Here is a 21,244-nt window from a genome sequence, read left to right as displayed (position 1 = left end):
CGGGCCTCGCCGTCCGCCCTTGCGCCGCCCCGGCGTTGGGGCTGTCATGCGCGCGAACCGCCACGCTTGCGTCGCGGAGCCGGGGATCCGACCGATGCTGAAAGCCCTCCGTGCCGCGCTGATGCTCGGCGCGCCGCTCCTCCTCATCCAGCCCGCCCTCGCCCGCGAGGCTGCCAAAGGGGCCGACAAGGGGACCGAGGCTCCGGCCCGGGCGCCGAGCGCCGGCCAGACCGCCGCGCGCGAGCGCCAGAAGAAGTGCGGCACCGAGTGGCGCGGCCTCTCGGACGCGCAGAAGACCGCCCAGGGGCCGAAATGGCCGCAGTACTGGAGCAAGTGCAACGCCCGCCTCAAGGGCGAGAAGGCGTGAGCCCCCGAACCGATCGCCCGGGCCGCGGGTTCTGACCCTCGGTTGGCCGGAGCGGGAGCGGTGATGACGGAGCGGCAGGCGCTGCAGCGGGTGGTGGCCCTCGGCGGGGTGATCCCGGTCGCGGCCGGGCTCTACGGCGTGGTGTTCGGCATCAACGGCCTCGCGGGCGGCGTGCCGGACGTCTCCGCCGACAGCCACTTCCGCTACCTGTCGGGCCTGCTCCTCGGCATCGGCCTGCTGTTCTGGTCCTGCGTGCCCGACATCGAGGGCAAGACCCGCCTGTTCCGCTTCCTCACCGGCGTCGTGGTCCTCGGCGGCCTGGCGCGGCTCGCCGGGCTCTACCTCACCGGCGTGCCCTCGCTGACCATGCTGGCCGCCCTCGGGATCGAGCTGGTGGCCACCCCCCTCCTCTGCCTGTGGCAGGCCCGGGTCGCGTCCGCGCCCGCGCCCGTCGCCGGCCTTCCGGCACGGGGCTGAGGTGGCCGGCGCCGCCCTGCCCGCGGGCCGGCTCGACCGCCTGATCGACTGGGCGGATGCCTGGGTGCCGAAGCCCGCGGCCTGGGCCTTCGCCTTCCGCATCTGGGTCGCCATGATGGTCGCGCTCTACGGGGCCTTCTGGCTGCAGCTCGACAGCGCCTCCTCGGCGGCCGTCGGCGTCGCGATCCTGGCGCAGCCCAAGCGCGGCCAGGCGCTCTCGAAGTCCTTCTACCGCTTCCTCGGCACGATCGTCGGCGGGGTCGTGGCCCTCGTCCTGATGGGGCTGTTCAACCAGGACCGGGTGCTGCTCCTCGTCAGCTTCGGGACGTGGCTCGGCCTGTGCGTCTTCGTCGCCCAGTACCTGCAGGACACCCGCGCCTACGGGGCGATGCTGTCCGGCTACACCGTCGCCATCATCGCCATCGCCCACATCGACGCGCCGCAGACGACCTTCGACGCCGCGGTGGGCCGGATCGCGGCGATCACGGTCGCCATCGTCACCATCACCTTCATCAACGACGCCCTCGCCTCGCCGAGCACTTGGCGGACCCTGCGGCCGACGCTTGTCGACGCCGTAGCGGCCACCAAGGCGTTCGCGCTGGAAGCCTTCACGCGGGGCGATCCGGGCTCGCTCGCCACCGCGGCCCTCATCCGGCAGGTCGCCGCGATGCGGGCGGATGCCAGCGCCATCGGGGCGGAGCTCGACGACGGCGCGCACCGGGCCGCCGGCGCGCGCAGCGCCATCGCGGCGCTCTACGTGATGGCGGCCGCCTCCCGCGCCTTCGCGGCCGCCGCCGGCCGGCTGACGCCCCCGGGCCCGGCGGTCGCCGAGGCGGTGGAGATCTGCCGGCGGGCGGCGGGGGGCGGCGTCTCCGAGCCCGGTGCAGCGGTGCTCGACCGGGACGACGCGCGCCTGCGCGAGCTCGTCGACGCGGCCATGCGCGACGGGGACCGCCCCCTCGACGAGACCATGGCGCTCCAGCGCGCCCTCGACTTCGTCAACGCCGCGACCTTCGCGGATGACGGCCTGCGCGCCCTCGCGGACGGGCACCGGCCCCTGCGGGACGTCGACCTGCCGACCCACCGCGACTTCCCCGTGGCGCTGCGCGGCGCCGCCCGGGTGGTGATCGCCTACGCCCTCACGGCCGCGTTCCTGATCGCCACCGGCCTGCCGGACAGCTCCTTCGCGCTGGTGCAGGTCTCGGCCACCTGCGCCCTCTCCTCGGTGACGCCCGACCCGCGGGCCTTCGCCCGCGGCGTGCTGATCGGCATGCCGCTCGCGACCGTGTGCGGCGGGGTCATCCTCTACGTGTTCCTGTCGGGCAACCAGGGCTTCCCGCTGCTCGCCATCGCGATGGCGCCCGTGGTGTTCGGCGCCTGCTTCCTGTCGCTCCACCCGAAGACCTTCACGGTGGGCTTCATCACGCTCGTGTTCACGCCCGTGCTGCTTTCGCCGAACAACCCCCAGAGCTACGACCCGCAGACCTACCTGATGAACGGGATCCTCGTGGTCCTCGCGGCCGTGATCCTCTACCTCACGGTGCGCCTCGTCCTGCCGATCTCGCCCTCCCGGCACCGAGCCTTCGCCCTCGACTCGGCCCGCCGGGACCTCGCCGACGCCCTGGTCGGCGCGGGCGGCGACGCCACCACCCGCACCAGCCTGAACGCCGACCGCCTCCTGCAGTTCTCGACCTGGAACTCGGGCAGCGGCACGGTGCGCCGGATGGCCATGGACCACGCCTTCGCGCTCGCGCAGATCGAGGCCGCGGCGGCCCGCGCCCACGCGCAGATCGGCCTGCTCGGGCGGGTGCCGGCCCTGCACCCCACGCTGGAGCGGGCCCGCGCCGCCCTCGCCCGGGGCAGCGTCGGGGGGCTGGAGGCGGCCGCCCGGGACCTCGTGCGGGCGGCGGGCGCGCAGGATCGGGCGGCCCGCCTCACGGCCGCCCGCGCGGCCACCGATCTCGCCACCGCCTCGCGCGTTATGGCGAAGCACGCCCGCTTCCTGCGGCGCCTCGACCTGCCCGCGAGCTGAAGGGTGACCGAGCCGACGATGCGCCACGATCTCGAGTTCGGCGGGGTGCTGGTCTCCCCCTTCGTCGCCTACGCGGCGGGCGCCCTGGCGATCCTGCTCGCCCTGCGCGTGCTCCTGCGGCGGGTGCGCTTCAGCCGCTACGTGGCCAACCCCCCGCTCGCCGAGGCCGGGATCTACGTCTGCGTCCTCGCCCTGCTGATCGTGCTGTTCTGATGGCCGACGAGGACGACCCCAAGGCCGGCAACAGGGCCGGCAACGAGGCCGCCGCCCCCGAGCCCGGCCGGGATGCCGGGCCGCAGGCGGACCCGCCCCCGACGCCGCTCCTCGCGCAGCCCGCCGCGGCGCGGCGCGGCCGCGCCGGCAAGGTGCTGCGCCTCCTCGCCACCGCGGTGATCCTGGCCTGCGCGGTCGTCGCCGCCGCGATCGTCTGGTCCTACTACGTCACGGCCCCCTGGACGCGGGACGGCGAGGTGCGGGTCCAGGTCGCCAACATCGCCCCCCAGGTCGCCGGCCAGATCGTCGAGCTGCGGGTCGGCGACAACCAGGCGGTCCGGAAGGGGGACGTCCTCTACGTGATCGACCCGTTCGACTACCGGGTCTCGATCGCCTCCGCGGAGGCGGAGCTGCAGAACCGGGAGGCGGACCTGCAGGTCAAGCAGGCCCAGTCGGCCCGCCGCCAGGCACTGTCCACGGTCTCCACCTCCGTGGAGGAGAAGCAGCAATACGCCGGCACCGCCAAGATCGCCGAGGCGGCGGTCGCCTCGGCCAAGGCGCAGCTCGCCCAGGCGAAGGTCAACCTCGAGCGCACCGAGGTCCGCTCCACCGTGAACGGGCGGGTGACCAACCTCCTCCTCCGGGTCGGCGACTACGCCCAGACCGGCACCGCGAACGTGCGGGTGATCGACACCGATTCCTTCTGGGTGGACGGCTACTTCGAGGAGACGAAGATGCCCAACATCCACGTGGGCGACGCCGCCGAGATGGCGCTGATGGGCTACGCCGACCCGCTGCGCGGCACCGTCGAGAGCATCACCCTCGGCATCGCCACGCCGAACGCCGCCCCGAGCACGCAGGGCCTGCCGAGCGTCAACCCGGTCTACACCTGGGTGCGCCTCGCCCAGCGCGTGCCGGTGCGCATCCGCATCGAGCACGTCCCGGACGGGATCCCCCTGGTGGCCGGCATGACCGCCACGGTCTCCGTGGGGTCGCGCGAGGCCCGCCTGCCCCGGTGGTTCGCGGACCTGCGCCGCAGCGTGACGGGCGGCCCCTGACGCCCGTCCCGGGCGCGTGCGAGTTGTGCAGTGCGAACACAACTTGAAGACGCGACAATATTCGGCGCCCAGATTAAATCGTGCGCGAGATGTTATTTACAGCGTGGCCGTATTTTGTGGGTTGACGACATGGTTTGATCGTCGCAACCTCCTTGCGTGCTTCGCGAATGCAGGGCACGACCGGCACCGGGGCGGCTTGGCAGCTCCCCGTCCCGGCCGGGAAAGCTGGAGGAGACAGGCATGACTCCACCGCAGCGCAAGGCCGCCAGGAACGTCCCGGGATAGTTCGGCCCGAGGCCCAGCGGCGCAACACGCGAACGACCCGACGAAAGCGACATCAGGGGCGCAGAAGCGGCCAGCACGGCACGTCTTCGAACACGCGAAATGCCCCACCTCATGCCGCTTCGGCCGCGGTACCCACGACGCGCACATCCCATGGTCTGACTGCCCGCCCGGCCCATCGTGCCGCGCGGGATCGCGCCATGTCCGCAACGGTCTCGGGCCTGCCGCGCGGGCGGAGGCGGGTGGGGCAGCGAGGGTCGGGGGACCCGCGACGCGCTGGTGGGGCGGTTGCCCGGCCGTGGCGCTCGTCTGTCCCAACCCTTTCATTGCTGACGCAGCGGAGCCTCGATGGCGGGTTCCAGGGTCAGCACAGGGTTCTGGATGCCTCCTTCGAGGCCGCTCCGCGGCACCTCAGGATGAGGTGGATGGATGGGAGACGCCGGGTATCACCTTGCCTCCCACCCGCGCCCTCATCCTGAGGTGCGCAGCGAAGCGGAGCCTCGAAGGAGGGCTCCAGTTTCCGCGCGATCCCTGGAGCCCTCCTTCGAGGCCCCCTGGCGGGGGCGCCTCAGGATGAGGTGGGTGGATGGGAGAAGCCCTGTGCCGGTCTGCCTCCCACCCGCGACCTCCTCCTGAGGTGCGGAGCGCAGCGGAGCCTCGAAGGAGGACTCCAGCTCGCGCGCGGGCCCTGGAAGCCGCCATCGAGTCCGCATCGCGAGCGCTCCGGCGCCGGGCGTGCACCTGGCGGCCGGTAGAACGGTGCGCCCGGCCGACCCGGCAACCCACGCAACCCAAGCGAGCAAATTCGGGATAAACAGGCAAGATAATTGCCGACTTCTCCCAAAACTAGTCGGCGAAACGCCAGCAGTTGCGGCCTTCCGGTGGGTTCTGTAGCCTGCCCGGGCAGTCGATGGTGGTGCGGCGTCGGGACAATGGACTTGATCAAGGGAGCGTCGCTCCTGGAGCATCCGATTCACGCCGACGATCGCGGACATCTGGTTGCCTTCCAACAGTTCGACACGCTGCCCTTCCGGCCGGAGCGGGTCTTCTTCATGAAGATCGACCGGCCCGAGGTGGAGCGCGGCGGGCACGCCAATTCGTGCGACGAGTTCATCGTCGCCGTGGCGGGCGCCGTGCGGGTCGAGGTCGATAACGGCACGGAGCGGGGGGGCGTGTGGCTGCGCGACTACGCCCGCGGCCTCTGGGTCCGGCCGGGCGTGCTGATCCACCTGCGCGCCTTCGAGCCCGGCACCATCCTGCTCGTCTGCGCCTCCGCCCGCTACGAGGCGACGCGCCACTTCGCCACCGCGCAGCCGCACCTGATGCTCGCGGATTGCTGCGCATGATCCCGCAGGCCGCGCCGCAGCGGCGAATCGCCCGCTTCCGGCGGGAGATCGATGCGGCAATCGGCGGCCTCCTCGGCGGCGAGGCCTACATCCTCGGGGCGCCGGTCGCCGCCTTCGAGGAGGCCTTCGCGGCACATGCGGGCTGCGCTCACGCGGTCGGCGTCTCGTCGGGGACCGAGGCGCTGGCGCTGGCGCTCCGCGCCCTCGGGGTCGGCGCCGGGGACGAGGTGGTCCTGCCGGCGCTGACCTTCGCGGGCTCCGCCCAGGCGGTCCTGCACTGCGGGGCCCTGCCGCGCTTCGCCGAGGTCGACCCCCTGACCCGCTGCCTCGATCCCCGGGCCGCGGCCGCCGCGATCGGCCCGCGCACGGCGGCGATCCTGCCCGTGCACCTGTTCGGGCACCCGGCCGACATGCCGGCCCTCATGGCGCTGGCCGCCCGGCACGGCCTCGCGGTGGTGGAGGATTGCGCCCAGGCCCACGGCGCCACCCTGGACGGGACCCGCCTCGGCAGCTTCGGGCACGCCGCGGCCTTCTCCTTCTACCCGACGAAGAACCTCGGCTGCGTCGGCGACGGCGGGGCGATCACTACGAACGATCCCGGGCTCGCCGAGCGCCTCCGCGCCCTCCGCAACTACGGCTTCGCCGAAGGCGAGAAGGTCAGCCTCGGCCTGGGCTTCAACGCGCGCCTCGACGCCCTCCAGGCCGCCATCCTCTCGGCGCTCCTGCCCTACTGCGATGCCGGCAACGCGGAGCGCCGCGCCGTCGCGGGCCGCTACCGCGCCGCCCTGGAGGGGTGTCCGGAGCTCGGCCTGCCGCCGGAGGCCGAGGGCGCGGTCTACCACCAGTTCGCGGTGACGCACCCGGACCGGGACGGGCTGATGCGCCACCTCGCGGCGGCGGGCATCGGCAGCGCGGTCCACTACGCCCCGGGCCTCCACCGGCACCCGGCCTTCGCGGAGGGCGCGCCCGGCCCCCTCCCGGTCACCGACCGGCTGGCCGATACGCTCCTCAGCCTGCCCGTGCAGCCCGAGATCGCCTGCCAGGCCCTCGACCGCGTGGCGGATGCGGTCCGCGCCTTCTGCGGCCGATGAGGGCCATCGTCCTGTTCGGCACCGGCTCGCCCGTCATCGTCGACGTGGAGGAGAGCCTCCACCGGGCCGGCCTCGCCGTCGCGGCGGGCATCCGCAACCGGCCGCCGCCCTGCCACCTGCCCGAGGACCTGCCCCTGCGGCCCCCGGAGGCCATCGACGACGCCCTGCGCGCCCTGCCCTTCCTGGTGCCGCTGTTCACGCCGGCCCACCGGCAGACCGCCCTCCGGGAGGCCGAGGCGGCGGGCCTGCGCGAGCCCTTCACCCTGGTCGATCCCAGCGTGCCGGCGCCGCGGCGCATCGCCCTCGGGCCGGGCACCTACGTCAACGCCGGCTGCAGCCTCGGCAGCGCCTCGGTCCTCGGCGCTTTCGTCTTCGTCAATCGCGGGGCGAGCCTCGGGCACCACGCCCGCATCGACGACTTCGCCTCCCTCGGGCCCGGCTGCGTGGCGGGCGGGCACGTCACGATCGGCCGCGGTGCGGTGATCGGCACCGGGGCCGTCGTGCTGCCCGAGGTGACGATCGGCGCGAACGCGGTGGTGGGCGGCGGCGCGGTGGTGACCCGGGACGTGCCGCCGGCCTGCCTCGTCCTCGGCAATCCGGCCCGGATCGTGCGCAGCGACATCGGCGGCTACCAGGGGCTCGCCGTCGCGTGACGAGGCCGCGGGTCCACCTCTACACCGTCTGCTGGGACGAGGCCGACATGCTCGGCTTCTTCTTTCGGCACTACGACCCCTGGGTCGACCGCTACGTCGTCTACGACGACGGCTCGACCGACGGCTCCCTCGATATCCTGCGGGCGCATCCCAAGGTTGAGCTGCGCCGCTTCGAGCGTGTGGAGGCCGAATCCTTCGTGCTCTCCCACAAGGCGATGCAGGACCAGGCCTGGCAGGAGAGCCGGGATGTCGACTGGATCTGCATCACAGCCATCGACGAGCACCTCCACGCCGCCGGACGCCCGATGGACACCGTGCTGGACACGGCGCGGGACAGTGGCGTGACACTGTTGCCGGCGCTCGGCTTCGACATGAACCATCCGGTGATGCCGGACGACCACGGCCTCCTCGTCGAGCGGGTCACCCGGGGCCGCCCGCGCAGCGCCTTCAACAAGCTCAGCCTGTTCCGCCCCGCCTTCGTGCGCGAGACCGGCTTCGGCCCCGGCCGCCACGCCGCCGAGCCCGTGGGCGACCTCGTGCTGCCCCCCCGCGACACCGTAATGCTCTGGCACTACAAGCATCTCGGCTTCGAGCGGAACGCCGCCCGCGAGGCCGCCCAGGCCCAGCGCCTCGGCGCCGTCGACATCGCCAACGACTACGGCCAGCACTATCGCTGGTCCAGGGAGCGCCTGCGCGGCTTCTGGGACCAGATGGAGCGGGACTCGACCGACCTCGCGGCCCCCGGCTTCGACCCCGGGCAGGCCGCGATCCGGCCCCTCTGGTGGGAGCAGCGGCCGGACATCCGCCGCCAGGAACCCCGCCCGGCACCGCCCGCCGAGCCGAAATCCGACCCCACGGTCTCGGTGCTCGTCAAGAGCTTCGACCACGCGGCCTATGTCGGCCGGACGATCGAGAGCGTGCTGGAGCAGTCCTTCCAGGACTTCGAGATCGTCGTCACCGACGACGGCTCGACGGACGGCACCCGCGCCGTGATCGGGCGCTACGCCGATCCGCGCATACGCCTCGAGGCGTTCCCGGAGAACCGCGGGATCTCGGCGGCCATGAACGCCACGATCGCGCGGGCGCGGGGGCGCTACCTCGCGATCCTCAACTCGGACGATTGGGCGCTGCCCGGCCGCCTCGCGGCCCAGGTCGACCTCCTCGACGCGCGGCCGGACGTGTCCCTGGTGTTCGGGATGCCGCGTCCGGTCGACGAGCGCGGCGCGCCGATCGCGGCCTACAACGACTTCACCGAGCCCCTCCGGCTGCCGGATTTCACCCCGGATTCCTGGCTGCGCCGCTTCTTCCACCACGGCAACTGCCTGTGCGCGCCGACCGCGATGATCCGGGCGGACGCCTACCGCGCGGCCGGCCCCTACGATCCGCGCCTCACCAACCTGCAGGATCTCGACATGTGGATCCGCATGGCCATGGCCGGCCACGCGATCCACGTCCTGCCCGAGGAGCTCACCGCCTTCCGCATCCGCGACGCCGCCGCCAACATGAGCGCCCCGCGGCCGGACACGATGCTGCGCAGCGCCTTCGAGCTGAACCGCGTGCTGCGGCGCTTCGCCCACCTCGACCCGGAGCGCTTCGAGACCCTGTTCGGTCCCGAATGCCCTGAGACCCGCGGGCTGCCCGTGCCGCTCCGCGTCGCGGACCTCGCCCTGCGCAACCCCGGTCCCGTCTACCAGAACCTCGCCGTCGACCTGCTCCACGAGCACGCCAGCAGTCCTGCGGACCACGCGCGTCTGCGCGACCTCGCCGGCCAGGTCGATGCCTTCGGGCTCGCCGGGATCGCGGAGCGCGACCGCAGGATCACGGAGCTGTGGGTCATGGTGCACGCCCGCAACGAAGCCATCACCGAGGCCGCCGGACGGCACGCGGCGGACATCGCCGGACGCGACGCCGCCCTCGCCGGGCGGGACGCGGCCCTCGCGGAGCAGCGGGAGGCCCTGAGCGCGCGCGATCAGCGCCTCGCGGAGCAGGCGGCGGCGATCGAGGTCGGACGCCGGGCGCTCGCGGGTGCCGAGGCCGAGATCGCGCGCATCGATGCCATACGTCTCGCTTCGGAGGCCGAGGTGGCAAATCGGGGGGCGATGCTGGCCCTGGCCGTCGCCTCGCGCGAGCGCATGCGCAAATCCCTCTCCTGGCGCTCGACCGCTCCGCTCCGCTGGATCGGACGCCGGATCGACGCCATTTCGGGCGCGCGAACGAAGGCGCCGCGTTCGTAGCGGCCCGCTGGCCCGGTACGGCCTCCCGACGCGCGGAGCGCTAGTCGAGCCCGAGCTTGGCCTTCAGCAGCGCGTTCACGGCGGCCGGGTTCGCCTTGCCGCCGGTGGCCTTCATGGTCTGGCCGACGAACCAGCCGAGCAGCGTCGGCTTCTCCTTCGCCTGCGCCACCTTGTCGGGGTTCCTGGCGATGATGTCGTCCACTGCCGCCTCGATGGCGCCCGTGTCGGTCACCTGGCGCATGCCGCGGGCCTCGACGATCGCCCGCGGGTCGCCCCCCTCGGACCAGACGATCTCGAACAGGTCCTTGGCGATCTTGCCCGAGATCACGCCCTCGCCGATGAGGTCCACGATGGCGCCGAGCTGCTCGGCGGAGACCGGCGTGTCCTCGATCGTCCGGCCCTCTTTGTTGAGGCGTCCGAACAGCTCGTTGATCACCCAGTTGGCCGCGGCCTTGCCGTCGCGGCCCCGCGCCACGGCCTCGTAGTAGTCGGCCGCCGCGCGCTCGGCGACCAGCACCCCGGCATCGTAGGCCGAGAGGCCGAAATCCGAGACGAACCGCGCCTTCTTGGCGTCCGGCAGCTCCGGCAGCCCCTTCGCGAGGTCGTCGACGTAGGCCTGGTCGAACTCAAGGGGAAGCAGGTCGGGGTCCGGGAAGTAGCGGTAGTCGTGCGCCTCCTCCTTGGAGCGCATGGAGCGCGTCTCGCCCTTGCCCGGGTCGAACAGGCGTGTCTCCTGGTCGATGCTGCCGCCATCCTCCAGGATGGCGATCTGGCGCCGCGCCTCGGTCTCGATGGCCTGCCCGATGAAACGGATCGAGTTCACGTTCTTGATCTCGCAGCGCGTACCGAGGGGCTCGCCGGGGCGGCGCACCGAGACGTTCACGTCGGCGCGCAGGTTGCCCTTCTCCATGTCGCCGTCGCAGGTGCCGAGGTAGCGCAGGATGGTGCGCAGCTTCGTCACGTAGGCGCGGGCCTCCTCGGACGAGCGCAGGTCCGGCCGCGAGACGATCTCCATCAGCGCGACGCCGGAGCGGTTGAGGTCCACGAAGCTGCGCGTCGGATCCTGGTCGTGGAGCGACTTGCCGGCGTCCTGCTCCAGGTGCAGGCGCTCGATCCCGACCGTGATGGACTCGCCGTCCGCCAGGTCGACCAGCACCTCGCCCTCGCCGACGATCGGGTCCTTGTACTGCGAGATCTGGTAGCCCTGCGGCAGATCCGGGTAGAAGTAGTTCTTCCGGTCGAACACCGAGCGCAGGTTGACCTTGGCCCTCAACCCGAGGCCGGTGCGGATCGCCTGCGCCACGCATTCCGCGTTGATCACCGGCAGCATGCCGGGCATCGCGGCATCGACCAGCGAGACGTGGTCGTTCGGCTCGGCCCCGAAGGCGGTGGCCGCACCCGAGAACAGCTTGGAGCGGCTGGTGACCTGGGCGTGGATCTCCATGCCGATCACGACCTCCCAGTCGTGCAGGCCGCCCTTGATGAGCTTGTTGGGGGAGACGGGTGCGTTCATGCTCGCCGGGCCGGTGGAGGATGTCGGGGCCGGCCGGGGCCGGTCTGGCGCCAGTTACGGGGCGCTCCGCGGTCGGGTCAAGCGCGCCGCGCCAGGGCCCGCCGGGCCGCGAAGGCGAGGATCGCCCAGAGGAGCGCCGCGACGGTGCGGACGGGGAAGAAGGTCGGCCCGTCGTGGCTCACCGGCGCCGGCCAGGGGATGCCGAGCGCCGTGATCCCCCAGGAGGCCAGCACCGAGACGCCGAGCGCGATGATGGCCGCGATGAAGACCTTGCCGAACTGGCTGGCGTGCCAGCCGAGCCAGAGGGCGAGGCCCACGAGGATGGGGTCGAGGGCGGCCCAGATCCAGACGGAGGGCGGGTAATAGGGGACGGTCATGCCCACCAGGACTGCGGCAGCTTGGTCCGGCCGGCGGCGTCCTCGATGACCTGGGAGGCCGCGAACAGGGTCTCCTCGTCGAAGGGGCGGCCGATGAGCTGAAGGCCGAGGGGCAGGCCCTGCCCGTCGAGGCCCGCCGGCACCGCGATGCCCGGTAGCCCGGCCATGTTCACCGTCACCGTGAAGACGTCGTTGAGGTACATCTCGACCGGATCGGCGGAAGCCTTCTCGCCGATCCCGAAGGCGGCGGACGGCGTGGCCGGCGTCAGGATGGCATCAATGCCCGACGCGTAGGCCGCCTCGAAGTCGCGCTTGATCAAGGTGCGGATCTTCTGGGCGCGCACGTAGTAGGCGTCGTAGTAGCCCGCCGAGAGCACGTAGGTGCCGATCATGATGCGGCGCTTCACCTCGCGGCCGAAGCCGGCCGCGCGGGTGTTCTCGTACATGCCGGCGATGTCCTTGCCGGGCACCCGCAGGCCGTAGCGCACGCCGTCGTAGCGGGCGAGGTTCGAGGAGGCCTCGGCCGGCGCCACGATGTAGTAGGCCGGCAGCGCGTACCGGGTGTGGGGCAGCGAGATCTCGCGGATCGTGGCGCCGGCCGCGCGCAGCCATTCCGCGCCCTGGTCCCAGAGCCGCTGGATCTCGGCCGGCATGCCGTCGACCCGGTACTCCCGCGGGATGCCGATGGTGAGGCCCTTGCACCCGCGCGACACCGCCGCCTCGAAATCCGGGACGGGCAGGTCGGCGCAGGTGGTGTCACGAACATCCGTACCCGCCATGGAGCCGAGCAGGATCGCACAGTCGCGCACCGTGCGGGCGATCGGGCCGGCCTGGTCGAGGGAGGAGGCGAAGGCCACCGTGCCCCAGCGCGAGCAGCGCCCGTAGGTGGGCTTGATCCCGACCGTCCCCGTGAAGGCCGCGGGCTGGCGGATCGAGCCGCCGGTGTCCGTGGCGGTGGCCCCGAGGCAGAGGTGCGCAGCCACCGCCGCCGCGGAGCCGCCGGAGGAGCCGCCCGGCACGATCGCCGCCTCCGAGCCGTTCCGGCGCCAGGGCGAGATCACGCTGCCGTAGGCGCTGGTCTCGTTCGAGGAGCCCATGGCGAACTCGTCGAGGTTGAGCTTGCCGAGCATCACGGCGCCGTCGCGCCAGAGATTGGCCGAGACCGCCGACTCGTAGTGCGGCTCGAAGCCCTCGAGGATCCGCGAGCCCGCGGTCGTCGTCACCCCGTGAGTGCAGAACAGATCCTTGATGCCGAGGGGCAGGCCCTCGAGCGGGCGCGCCTCGCCGGCGGCGATCTTGGCGTCCGAGACCTCGGCCATCTTGAGCGCGCGGTCGGGCGTCTCGAGCAGGTAGGCGTTGAGGACGCGCGCCTTCTCCAGGGCATCGATGTGCGCCCGGGTCAGCTCGTGCGCCGAGAAATCCCGGGCCTTCAGCCCGTCGCGGGCTTCCGCGAGGGTGAGTTCGTTGAGTGCGGTCACGATCGTCGTCCTGAAGCCGCGCTCCGCTCGGGCGGCGCGCGCGATGCCGGGGCCTGAGGCGGGGGCGCGCCTACTCGATCACCTTGGGAACGAGGAAGTAGTTGTCCTCGGTCTCGGGGGCGTTGGCGACCACCTCGTCGGCGCGGCCGCCGTCGGTGATCGCGTCCTCGCGCTTCTTCATCCGCATCGGCGTCACCGAGGTCATCGGCTCGACGCCCGAGACGTCGACGGTCCCGAGCTGCTCGACGAAGGCCAGAATGGCATTCAGCTCGCCCTGGAGCGGGGCCACGTCGTCCTCGCTCACGGCGATGCGGGCAAGGTGGGCGATGCGCCGGACTGTCTGTGCGTCGACCGACATGCTGCCTTGTTTCGTTCTCGCGCGGATGCGCCCGGGAGGGAGGCAGCGCCGCGGAGGCGCCCCTGGTCGGGCGCGCTATAGCACCCGCCTTCGGAGCGCCGCAACGCGTCAGGTCACGACGTGATTCGGCGCCACCGTCGTCTCGATGAGGATGCCCGCCCGGCGCACCGGGTGCTGCCACGCCTGGGCCGCCCCGAACACCAGCACCTCGAAGGCGAGGAGCAGCAGGAGCCTGTGGAGCCGTGAGAGCCGCGCGCTGGGCGGCGAAGGCGACGCGATGGCGGGCACGGACGTCTCGGGGCAGGGTTAACGAAGCGTAAACCCATCTATGCGGGATGGGCTCCCGATTCGGCCATGCCGAAGCGTGGGCATGGTTAACGGAGGCGGCATGGGCCGGGACAGCGACGACACGGTCTGGGCCGAGATCTTCACGACCCTGCGGCAGGGGCACCCGTCGAGCGAGGCGGATCTGGCGCGGGCCGAGGCGGAGCTCGGCTTCTCCCTCCCCGAGAGCTATCGCGGGTTCTGCCGGACCTGCGGGGCCGGTCTCGCGGGCGGGCAGATCCGCATCGCCACGCCGGTCCCCTTCGAGGCGGCCGACCTGGTGACGCGGGCCGGCCTCATCGCCCACAGCGTCGGCGAGGCGATCCGGCTCGTCGACGCCAACCCGACCCTGGGTTTCGAGCCCCACCGCTTCGACGTGGAGGGCGGTGAGGCGGAGGTTCTCGAGCGCGCCTGCTTCTTCGGCACCACCGAGGACGGCGCCTTCCTGTTCTGGGACGTGCAGGGCACCGGCGAGTTCGATGTCTGGGTGCTCGCCGCGGACCTCGAGAGCGTGCGCTTCGGGGGCGAGGACCTGACCGAGTTCTTCCGCCGGGTTCAGGGCGCGGCCGCCGCGCAGGTGCTCGGTCCCGGCGCGGAGCCCCTGCCGCCGCACTTCGAGGGCACCGATACGGGGATCCTGGCGCGGGCGGGCGAGGCGGGAGCCCCCTCGTGAACCGCGACGACCTTCGCGCCTTCGACGAGGCCTCCCGTGGGTCTCCGCGCCTCATCGGCGTCGATCTCGGGACGAAGACCATCGGGCTCGCCCTCTCCGATGTCGGCCGGCAGATCGCCTCGCCGCTGGAGACCATCCGGCGCGTGAAGTTCACGCCCGACGCGGCGCGGCTCAAGGAGATCTGCCTCCGCCACGGGGTCGGCGGCCTGGTCTTCGGCCTGCCGCTCAACATGGACGGGAGCGAGGGGCCGCGCGTGCAATCGACGCGCGCCTTCGTGCGCAATCTCAAGCCGATCCTCGACCTGCCCGTCCTCTTCCATGACGAGCGCCTCTCGACCGCCGTGGTGACCCGGGCGCTGATCGAGGCTGACGCCTCCCGGGCCCGGCGCAGCGAGCTCGTGGACAAGCTCGCGGCCGCCTACATCCTCCAGGGCTGCCTCGACATCCTGCGCAGCCTGCGACCGGGGCCGGAGGAGCCGGCCTGGACCTGAGGGCTTCGGTGCCTCGCGGCGCCTCCGCCCGGGTCGGCCTTCAGCCGACCAGCGAGACACTGCCGCTGCCGTGACGCTCGATGCGGCCGGCAAGCTCCAGCTCCAGCAGGTTCGCCTGCACGATCCGGACCCCGAGGCCGCTCGCACGGGCGAGCTCGTCGACGCCGATCGGGCTCGGGCTCAGATGCGCGATCAGGCGGGCGCGCTGGTCCGCCGGGGCGTCCGTGTCGGGCACGGGCGGTTCGAGGCGCGGCGGGATCACCGGAAGCGTCTCTCCGTCGAGGTCGATCTCGTCCCAGTAGGCCTCGGCGTCCGCGAGGTCCGGCGGCGGCATCCCGAGTGCGGGGGCGCCCCCTTCGATCAGCGGGGCGAGCACTTCGAGGACGTGATCGACGCTGGCGACAAGGGTCGCGCCCTGGCGGATCAGGTCGTTGGTGCCCTCCGCCCGCGGGTCGAGCGGCGAGCCCGGCACCGCGAACACCTCCCGCCCCTGCTCGAGGGCGAAGCGGGCGGTGATCAGCGAGCCCGAGCGGCGCGCCGCCTCGACCACGATGGTGCCGTAGGCGAGCCCCGAGATGATGCGGTTGCGGCGGGGGAAGTCGCGGCCGCGGGGCTCCCAGCCCATGGGCATCTCGGCGACGAGGCAGCCGCCCGCGGCGAGGATCTCGTCGGCGAGGCCGGCGTGATTGGCCGGGTAGATGCGGTCGTGCCCGCCGGCCAGCACCGCGACGGCGCCTGTCGCGAGGGATGCCTTGTGGGCTCGGGCATCGATGCCGCGGGCGAGGCCCGAGACCACGGTGAACCCGGCCTCGCCGAGGCCCCGGGCCAGCCGCTCCGCGAAGGCGAGGCCCGCCGCCGAGGCGTTCCGGGACCCTACGAGTGCGACGGCCGGCCGCGCGAGGACGGATGCGCCGCCGCGCAGCGCGACGAGGGGCGGTGCGGCGTCGGCGGCCTGAAGGAGACGCGGGTAGTCAGCCTCGCCGGTCGCCACGAGGCGGGCCCCGAGGCGTGCGGCCGCCGCGATCTCGGCCTCGGCCTCGGCGCGCGTCGGCGGGGTGACCCGTCGGCCTCGGGCCTGGGTGAGGCCCGGCAGGGCTTCGAGGGCCGCGCCCGCGCCGCCGAAGCGGTTGATCAGGGCCCGGAAGGTGCGGGGGCCCACGCCCTCGCAGCGGATCAGCCGCAGCCAGTCGACCCGCTGCGTGTCGGTGAGCTGCATTCCGCCCTCCCCCGTCGGGACGGACGAGCGCGGTGACTCAGCCCTTCTGCCCGATCCGCCCCTCGGTGCCGGCCATCAGGCGCCGGATGTTCGGAACGTGCTTCCACCATAGCAGGGCGGCGAGCGCGAGGAAGAGCAGGGCCTCGCTCGGCCGGCCGAGGCCCCAGAGCACCAGGGGCGTCGCCGCGGAGGCGACGAGCGCCGCCAGGGAGGAGTAGCGCGCCGCGAAGGCCAGGCCGAGCCAGAGCAGCGCGAAGGCTAGCACGGCCACGGGCGCGAGCCCGAGCAGAACGCCGATGAAGGTCGCCACGCCCTTGCCGCCGCGAAAGCCGAGCCAGACCGGGAAGAGGTGGCCCAGGAAGGCCCCGAGGCCCGCTGCGAGGGCCGGCCCTTCGCCGAAGCGGAGCCCGATCAGCACCGCGGTGGTGCCCTTGAGGGCGTCGCCGAGGAGGGTGGCCGCGGCGATGCCCTTGCGGCCCGTGCGCAGGACGTTGGTGGCGCCGATGTTGCCCGAGCCGATCGCCCGGACATCCCCGAGCCCGGCGGCGCGGGTCAGGATCAGGCCGAAGGGGATCGAGCCGAGGCCGTAGCCGAGGACGAGGCACCCGAAGATCGCCGGCCAGCCGGCTGCGAGGAGGTCGTTCACCGGGGAGCCCTCACGCTGCCGCCGCGAGGGCATCCGCCCGGTGGACGACCCGGCCGCCGACGAGGGTCAGCACGGCGGCGCCCTGCAGGCGCGCCTCGTCGAAGGGCGAGTTCTTGGAGCGCGACTTCAGCTGCCGCTTGTCGAGCACGTAGGGCAGGTCCGGGTCGATCAGCACGAGATCGGCCGGGGCTCCCGGGGCGAGGCGTCCGCTCCCTCGGCCTAGGAGCGCGGCCGGCGCCGCCGAGAGCGCGGCGAGAAGCCGCTGCAGGTCCACGTCGCCGGTATGGACGAGGCGCAGGGCTGCGCCCAGCAGGGTCTCGATGCCGAGTGCCCCGTTCGCGGCCTCGGCGAAGGGCAGGCGCTTCGTCTCGACGTCCTGCGGATTGTGGTCCGAGACGATCACGTCGACGATGCCGGCGTTGAGGGCGGCCACCATTGCCTGCCGGTCCGCCTCGTCCCGGAGCGGCGGCGAGAGCCTGCAGAAGGTGCGGTAATGCCCGATGTCGCCCTCGTTGAGGACAAGGTTGTTCACCGAGACGCCGCAGGTCACGGGGAGCCCCGCCTCCTTGGCGCGACGCACGATCTCGACCGAATCGGCGCACGAGATCATCGCGGCGTGGTAGCGAGCGCCGGTGAGCCGCACGAGGCGGATGTCGCGCTCGAGCATCACCGTCTCGGCCTCGCGGGGGATGCCGAGGAGCCCGAGGCGCGAGGCCATCTCGCCCTCGTTCATCACGCCCTCGCCCACGAGGTCGGGCTCCTCGACGTGCTGCATCAGCAGCGCGCCGAAATCGCGGGCGTAGGTGAGCGCCCGGCGCATCACCTGCGCGTTCGTCACGGCCTTGAGCCCGTCCGTGAAGGCGACGGCGCCCGCCTCCTGCAGCAGGCCGAACTCGGTCATCTCCCGGCCCGCGAGGCCCTTGGTGATCGCCGCGGCCGGCAGGACGTGCACGCTCGCCGTGTCGCGGGCGCGCCGCAGCACGAAATCGACGATGGCGGGCCCGTCGATCACGGGGTTCGTGTCGGGCATGCACACGAGCGTGGTGACGCCCCCGGCCGCCGCCGCGGCGCTCGCGCTCGCCAGCGTCTCCCGGTGCTCCGCTCCGGGCTCGCCCACGAAGGCGCGCAGATCCACGAGGCCCGGTGCCAGGACGAGGCCGCCGCAATCGATCGTCTCGGCACCCTCGGGCGCGGCCGGCGCCGCCCCCCAGGCGATGTCGGCAAGGAGCCCGTCGCGGATCAGGACCGCGCCGGGGCCGGCGCGGCCGGCGGCGGGGTCGATCAGGTGGGCGTTGTACAGGATCGTCGTCGCCACCGATGTGCTCCTCAAGCGTTCGGCAGGTGCGTGGCCAGCGCCTCCAGCACTGCCATGCGCACCGCGACGCCCATCTCGACCTGCTCGCGGATCAGCGACTGCGCCCCGTCCGCGATGTCGGAGGCGATCTCGACGCCGCGGTTCATCGGGCCGGGATGCATCACCAGGGCGTCGGCCTTGGCGAGGGCGAGCTTCTCGGCGTCGAGCCCGTAGTAGCGGAAGTACTCCTTCACGCTCGGCACGAAGGAGCCGTTCATCCGCTCGCGCTGCAGGCGAAGCATCATCACGATGTCGCAGCCCGCGAGCCCCGCCCGCATGTCCGTGAAGACCTCGACGCCGAACCGCGAGATGCCGGTGGGCAGCAGCGTCGAGGGGCCGATCACCCGCACGCGCGCGCCGAGGGCCTGGAGCAGGATGATGTTGGAGCGGGCGACCCGGGAATGCAGGACGTCGCCGCAGATCGCCACCTGCAGCCCCTCGATGCCGCCCTTGTTGCGGCGGATCGTCAGCGCGTCGAGGAGCGCCTGGGTCGGGTGCTCGTGTGCGCCGTCGCCGGCGTTCACCACCGCGCAGTCGACCTTGCGGGCGAGGAGGTGGACGGCGCCGGCCGCGTGGTGGCGCACCACGATGATGTCCGGCCGCATCGCGTTGAGGGTGGCGGCGGTGTCGATCAGGGTCTCGCCCTTCTTCACCGAGGAGGAGGCGACCGACATGTTCATGACGTCGGCACCGAGACGCTTGCCGGCGAGCTCGAACGAGGCCTGCGTCCGCGTGGACGGCTCGAAGAAGAGGTTGATCTGCGTCCGTCCGCGCAGGACGTTGAGCTTCTTCTCGACCTGCCGGGAGACCCCCACCGCCGCGTCCGCGCGCTCGAGCAGATCCTCGATCTCGGGCCGCGTCAGGCCCTCGATTCCGAGGAGGTGCCGGTGCGGGAACGGGTGGGCGGGCGCGCTCATGCTGGGGGCCGGCTATAGGTCCCGGCGGGGCCTGCGGCAAGGCGGCAGCCCCCCACGCACCCGGGGCTGGTAACTTTTCGCGCCTGCGACACGTATGGGGTCCTGAAGCGCATTGCGCGCAACCCGACAGCAGGAGCACGAACCGACGTGGCGCCCGCATCCGCCCCCGCTCTCGACGCCCGCGAGGTCACCGAAACCGTGCGGCGGCGCTGGATCTACCGGCACCCGCTGGTGATCCGCGTCGCGCACTGGGTCAACGCCGCCTGTCTGCTCGTTTTGCTGATGAGCGGCCTGCAGATCTTCAACGCGCACCCGGCCCTCTACTGGGGCTCGAAATCCGTGTTCGACAATCCCGCCCTCGCGATCACCAGCGAGCAGGCCGCGGACGGCCAGAATCGTGGGGTGACCTATGTCGGCGGCTGGCGCTTCGACACCACCGGATGGCTCGGCCTCTCGACGATGAACGGGCAGACGGCCGAGCGGGCCTTCCCGGCCTGGGCGACGGTTCCGGCCGCCCAGGACCTCGCCACGGGCCGGCGCTGGCACTACCTGTTCGCCTGGGCCCTCGTCCTCAACGGGTTGGTCTACCTGCTGTACGGCTTGGCCAGCGGGCAGCTGCGCCAGCGGGTGATCCCGGACGGGGACCAGATCCGCGACATCGGCGGCTCCATCCGGGAGCACATCACGCTGCACTTCCCCGAGGGCGAGGAGGCGAAGCGCTACAACGTCCTGCAGAAGCTGACCTACCTCGTGGTGGTGGCGATCCTGCTGCCCGTGATGGTGCTGGCGGGCCTTGCCATGTCGCCCGCCATGGACGCGGCCGTGCCGTTCCTCACCGAGGTCTTCGGCGGCCGGCAGTCGGCGCGGAGCATCCACTTCATCGTGGCGAACCTGCTCGTGCTGTTCGTGATCGTCCACGTCCTCCTCGTGCTGGTCTCGGGGTTCTGGAACAACATGCGCGGCATGGTGACGGGCTGGTTCGCCATCGAGCGGACGCGGCTCACGAACGACGCGGGAGGGCGGTGATGGAGAGCTTCAGCCGACGCCGCGTCCTCGGAGGGGCAGCCGTGCTCGCCGGCTCCGCCGCCCTCGGGGGCTGCGACCGCTTCGCCGCGAGCGCCTACGGCCCGCGGACGCTCAAGCTCGGCGAGGATGCCAACCTGTTCGTGCAGCGCTTCCTGCTGACGCCGGCCTCCCTCGCGCGCGAGTTCCCGGATTCCGAGATCTCGGCCTTCTTCAAGCCGAACGGCACGATCCGGCCGACGGATCGCGAGTACAAGACGCTGGAGGGAAAGGGTTTTTCCGACTTCAAGCTGCAGGTCGGCGGCCTCGTCGAAGAGCCGCGATCGTTCTCTCTCGCGGACCTACGCGGCCTCCCCGCCCGGACCCAGACGACCCGGCACGATTGCGTCGAGGGCTGGAGCTGCATCGGCAAGTGGACCGGGGTGCCGCTCTCGGAGATCCTCCACCGCGCACGCCTCAAGCCGCAGGCCCGCTACGTCGTGTTCCACTGCGCGGACACGATGGAATATGCCGGCGGCGGCCTGGAGGGTGACGGCGCGGGCCTGATCCGGCCCGAGAACCCGAGCGCGGTGCGCCACCTCGCTGCGGCGGGCGACGACGCGATGCCGTGGGGCAGCCCCGCGCAGGACGACGCGCCGGCGGACGCCGAGCCGGACCGCCGACGGCCGATCCGGTACTACGAGAGCATCGACCTCACCGACGCCTTCCACCCCCAGACGATCCTGGCCTACGACATGAACGGCAGGGCGCTGCCCGTGGAGCACGGGGCCCCCTTGCGCCTGCGGCTGGAACGCCAGCTCGGCTACAAGATGGCCAAGTACGTGATGCGCCTTGAGGTGGTCGACGCGCTCAAGGGCATCGGCGAGGGCGGAGGCGGCTACTGGGAGGACCGGGGCTACGAGTGGTACGCGGGCATCTGACGCCCGCCCCGCGCTCCGCGGCCGTCCCGATTTGACATCCTGGCAGGCTTGAACCACTTCTCCCGGCGACCGACGGAGTGCTCGCCGCCCCGTCGCGATCCCCAGGGTGACGCATCCTTCGTCCCGGCGAACCGTGTCGTGCTTCGCCGAACGCTGCATCGGCCTCCGGTTACGGGCGGGCCTCAGCATCCGAGCATTGCA

The 21,244-nt window shown here is 72.5% G+C and carries 22 protein-coding genes; 13 read left to right on the top strand and 9 right to left on the bottom strand.

The features are described 5' to 3' along the window. Nucleotides 1–94 precede the first annotated feature (94 nt). The 9 genes from ACLBXP_RS10535 (at nt 95) to ACLBXP_RS10495 (ending at nt 9,753) form a co-directional block, all read left to right on the top strand. Nucleotides 95–367 (top strand): hypothetical protein, encoded by a 273-nt coding sequence (locus tag ACLBXP_RS10535; RefSeq protein WP_447667602.1) that lies wholly within the window; start codon nt 95–97, stop codon nt 365–367. A 63-nt stretch (nt 368–430) separates the two neighbouring features. Next, nucleotides 431–844 carry a DUF4345 domain-containing protein gene (locus ACLBXP_RS10530; RefSeq protein WP_447667601.1) on the top strand — a complete coding sequence of 138 codons (414 nt, stop codon included), beginning with the start codon at nt 431–433 and terminating at the stop codon, nt 842–844. A gap of 1 nt (nt 845) precedes the next feature. Further along, complete coding sequence (locus ACLBXP_RS10525) at nt 846–2,876, top strand: FUSC family protein (protein WP_447667600.1); 2,031 nt, start codon at nt 846–848, stop codon at nt 2,874–2,876. Nucleotides 2,877–2,894: 18 nt separating this feature from the next. Then, entirely contained in the window at nt 2,895–3,089 is a 195-nt protein-coding gene (locus ACLBXP_RS10520) for a DUF1656 domain-containing protein (protein ID WP_447667598.1), read from the top strand. Further along, on the top strand, nt 3,089–4,147 hold the full coding sequence (locus tag ACLBXP_RS10515; protein ID WP_447667597.1) for an efflux RND transporter periplasmic adaptor subunit: 1,059 nt from the start codon (nt 3,089–3,091) through the stop codon (nt 4,145–4,147). Before ACLBXP_RS10520 ends, ACLBXP_RS10515 begins: the two co-directional genes overlap by 1 nt. 1,220 nt (nt 4,148–5,367) lie before the next feature. Beyond that, a complete protein-coding gene (locus ACLBXP_RS10510; RefSeq protein ID WP_447667596.1) occupies nt 5,368–5,775 on the top strand; it encodes a sugar 3,4-ketoisomerase in 408 nt (135 codons plus the stop codon). Continuing rightward, complete coding sequence (locus ACLBXP_RS10505) at nt 5,772–6,866, top strand: DegT/DnrJ/EryC1/StrS family aminotransferase (RefSeq protein ID WP_447667595.1); 1,095 nt, start codon at nt 5,772–5,774, stop codon at nt 6,864–6,866. The genes ACLBXP_RS10510 and ACLBXP_RS10505 overlap by 4 nt, the downstream gene beginning before the upstream one ends. After that, nucleotides 6,863–7,519: an acetyltransferase gene (locus ACLBXP_RS10500; RefSeq protein WP_447667594.1), complete on the top strand. Its 657-nt coding sequence runs from the start codon at nt 6,863–6,865 to the stop codon at nt 7,517–7,519. The genes ACLBXP_RS10505 and ACLBXP_RS10500 overlap by 4 nt, the downstream gene beginning before the upstream one ends. Further along, nucleotides 7,516–9,753, top strand: a complete 2,238-nt coding sequence (locus ACLBXP_RS10495) for a glycosyltransferase (RefSeq protein ID WP_447667593.1) — start codon at nt 7,516–7,518, stop codon at nt 9,751–9,753. Before ACLBXP_RS10500 ends, ACLBXP_RS10495 begins: the two co-directional genes overlap by 4 nt. 40 nt (nt 9,754–9,793) lie before the next feature. On the opposite strand, the gene gatB is transcribed toward ACLBXP_RS10495, so the two are convergent. The 5 genes from gatB to ACLBXP_RS10470 all read right to left on the bottom strand — a co-directional run bounded on the left by gatB (nt 9,794) and on the right by ACLBXP_RS10470 (nt 13,767). Continuing rightward, complete coding sequence (gatB, locus tag ACLBXP_RS10490; protein WP_447667591.1) at nt 9,794–11,266, bottom strand: Asp-tRNA(Asn)/Glu-tRNA(Gln) amidotransferase subunit GatB; 1,473 nt, start codon at nt 11,264–11,266, stop codon at nt 9,794–9,796. Nucleotides 11,267–11,343: 77 nt separating this feature from the next. Beyond that, nucleotides 11,344–11,643, bottom strand: coding sequence for a hypothetical protein (locus ACLBXP_RS10485; RefSeq protein WP_447667590.1), 300 nt, complete (start codon nt 11,641–11,643; stop codon nt 11,344–11,346). Beyond that, nucleotides 11,640–13,121 carry an Asp-tRNA(Asn)/Glu-tRNA(Gln) amidotransferase subunit GatA gene (gene gatA, locus ACLBXP_RS10480; RefSeq protein ID WP_447667589.1) on the bottom strand — a complete coding sequence of 494 codons (1,482 nt, stop codon included), beginning with the start codon at nt 13,119–13,121 and terminating at the stop codon, nt 11,640–11,642. Before gatA ends, ACLBXP_RS10485 begins: the two co-directional genes overlap by 4 nt. A 70-nt stretch (nt 13,122–13,191) precedes the next feature. Beyond that, entirely contained in the window at nt 13,192–13,479 is a 288-nt protein-coding gene (gene gatC, locus ACLBXP_RS10475) for an Asp-tRNA(Asn)/Glu-tRNA(Gln) amidotransferase subunit GatC (RefSeq protein ID WP_447667588.1), read from the bottom strand. 108 nt (nt 13,480–13,587) lie between these two features. After that, nucleotides 13,588–13,767: a hypothetical protein gene (locus ACLBXP_RS10470; RefSeq protein ID WP_447667587.1), complete on the bottom strand. Its 180-nt coding sequence runs from the start codon at nt 13,765–13,767 to the stop codon at nt 13,588–13,590. Nucleotides 13,768–13,867: 100 nt separating this feature from the next. On the opposite strand from ACLBXP_RS10470, the gene ACLBXP_RS10465 reads away from it, so the two are divergent. After that, the gene (locus ACLBXP_RS10465) at nt 13,868–14,476 is read left to right on the top strand and encodes an SMI1/KNR4 family protein (protein ID WP_447667585.1); all 609 of its coding nucleotides are present in this window, start codon (nt 13,868–13,870) and stop codon (nt 14,474–14,476) included. After that, entirely contained in the window at nt 14,473–14,967 is a 495-nt protein-coding gene (gene ruvX / locus ACLBXP_RS10460) for a Holliday junction resolvase RuvX (RefSeq protein ID WP_447667584.1), read from the top strand. Before ACLBXP_RS10465 ends, ruvX begins: the two co-directional genes overlap by 4 nt. A 40-nt stretch (nt 14,968–15,007) precedes the next feature. Here ruvX and dprA read toward each other — a convergent pair whose 3' ends face one another. The 4 genes from dprA to ACLBXP_RS10440 are packed head-to-tail and all read right to left on the bottom strand — an operon-like array spanning nt 15,008 to nt 19,100. Beyond that, on the bottom strand, nt 15,008–16,183 hold the full coding sequence (gene dprA, locus ACLBXP_RS10455) for a DNA-processing protein DprA (protein ID WP_447667583.1): 1,176 nt from the start codon (nt 16,181–16,183) through the stop codon (nt 15,008–15,010). A gap of 37 nt (nt 16,184–16,220) precedes the next feature. Next, nucleotides 16,221–16,829 (bottom strand): glycerol-3-phosphate 1-O-acyltransferase PlsY, encoded by a 609-nt coding sequence (gene plsY / locus ACLBXP_RS10450; RefSeq protein ID WP_447667582.1) that lies wholly within the window; start codon nt 16,827–16,829, stop codon nt 16,221–16,223. 10 nt (nt 16,830–16,839) lie between these two features. Then, a complete protein-coding gene (locus tag ACLBXP_RS10445) occupies nt 16,840–18,144 on the bottom strand; it encodes a dihydroorotase (RefSeq protein WP_447667581.1) in 1,305 nt (434 codons plus the stop codon). Nucleotides 18,145–18,155: 11 nt separating this feature from the next. After that, a complete protein-coding gene (locus tag ACLBXP_RS10440; protein WP_447667580.1) occupies nt 18,156–19,100 on the bottom strand; it encodes an aspartate carbamoyltransferase catalytic subunit in 945 nt (314 codons plus the stop codon). Between the two features lie 147 nt (nt 19,101–19,247). Between ACLBXP_RS10440 and ACLBXP_RS10435 the strand changes: the two genes are divergently transcribed. Further along, nucleotides 19,248–20,126 carry a cytochrome b/b6 domain-containing protein gene (locus ACLBXP_RS10435; RefSeq protein ID WP_447667579.1) on the top strand — a complete coding sequence of 293 codons (879 nt, stop codon included), beginning with the start codon at nt 19,248–19,250 and terminating at the stop codon, nt 20,124–20,126. Continuing rightward, entirely contained in the window at nt 20,126–21,043 is a 918-nt protein-coding gene (locus ACLBXP_RS10430) for a molybdopterin-dependent oxidoreductase (protein WP_447667578.1), read from the top strand. Before ACLBXP_RS10435 ends, ACLBXP_RS10430 begins: the two co-directional genes overlap by 1 nt. Nucleotides 21,044–21,244 lie beyond the last annotated feature (201 nt).

The organism is Methylobacterium sp. A54F, from assembly GCF_053346035.1.
This window is presented reverse-complemented; position numbering and strand designations above follow the sequence as displayed.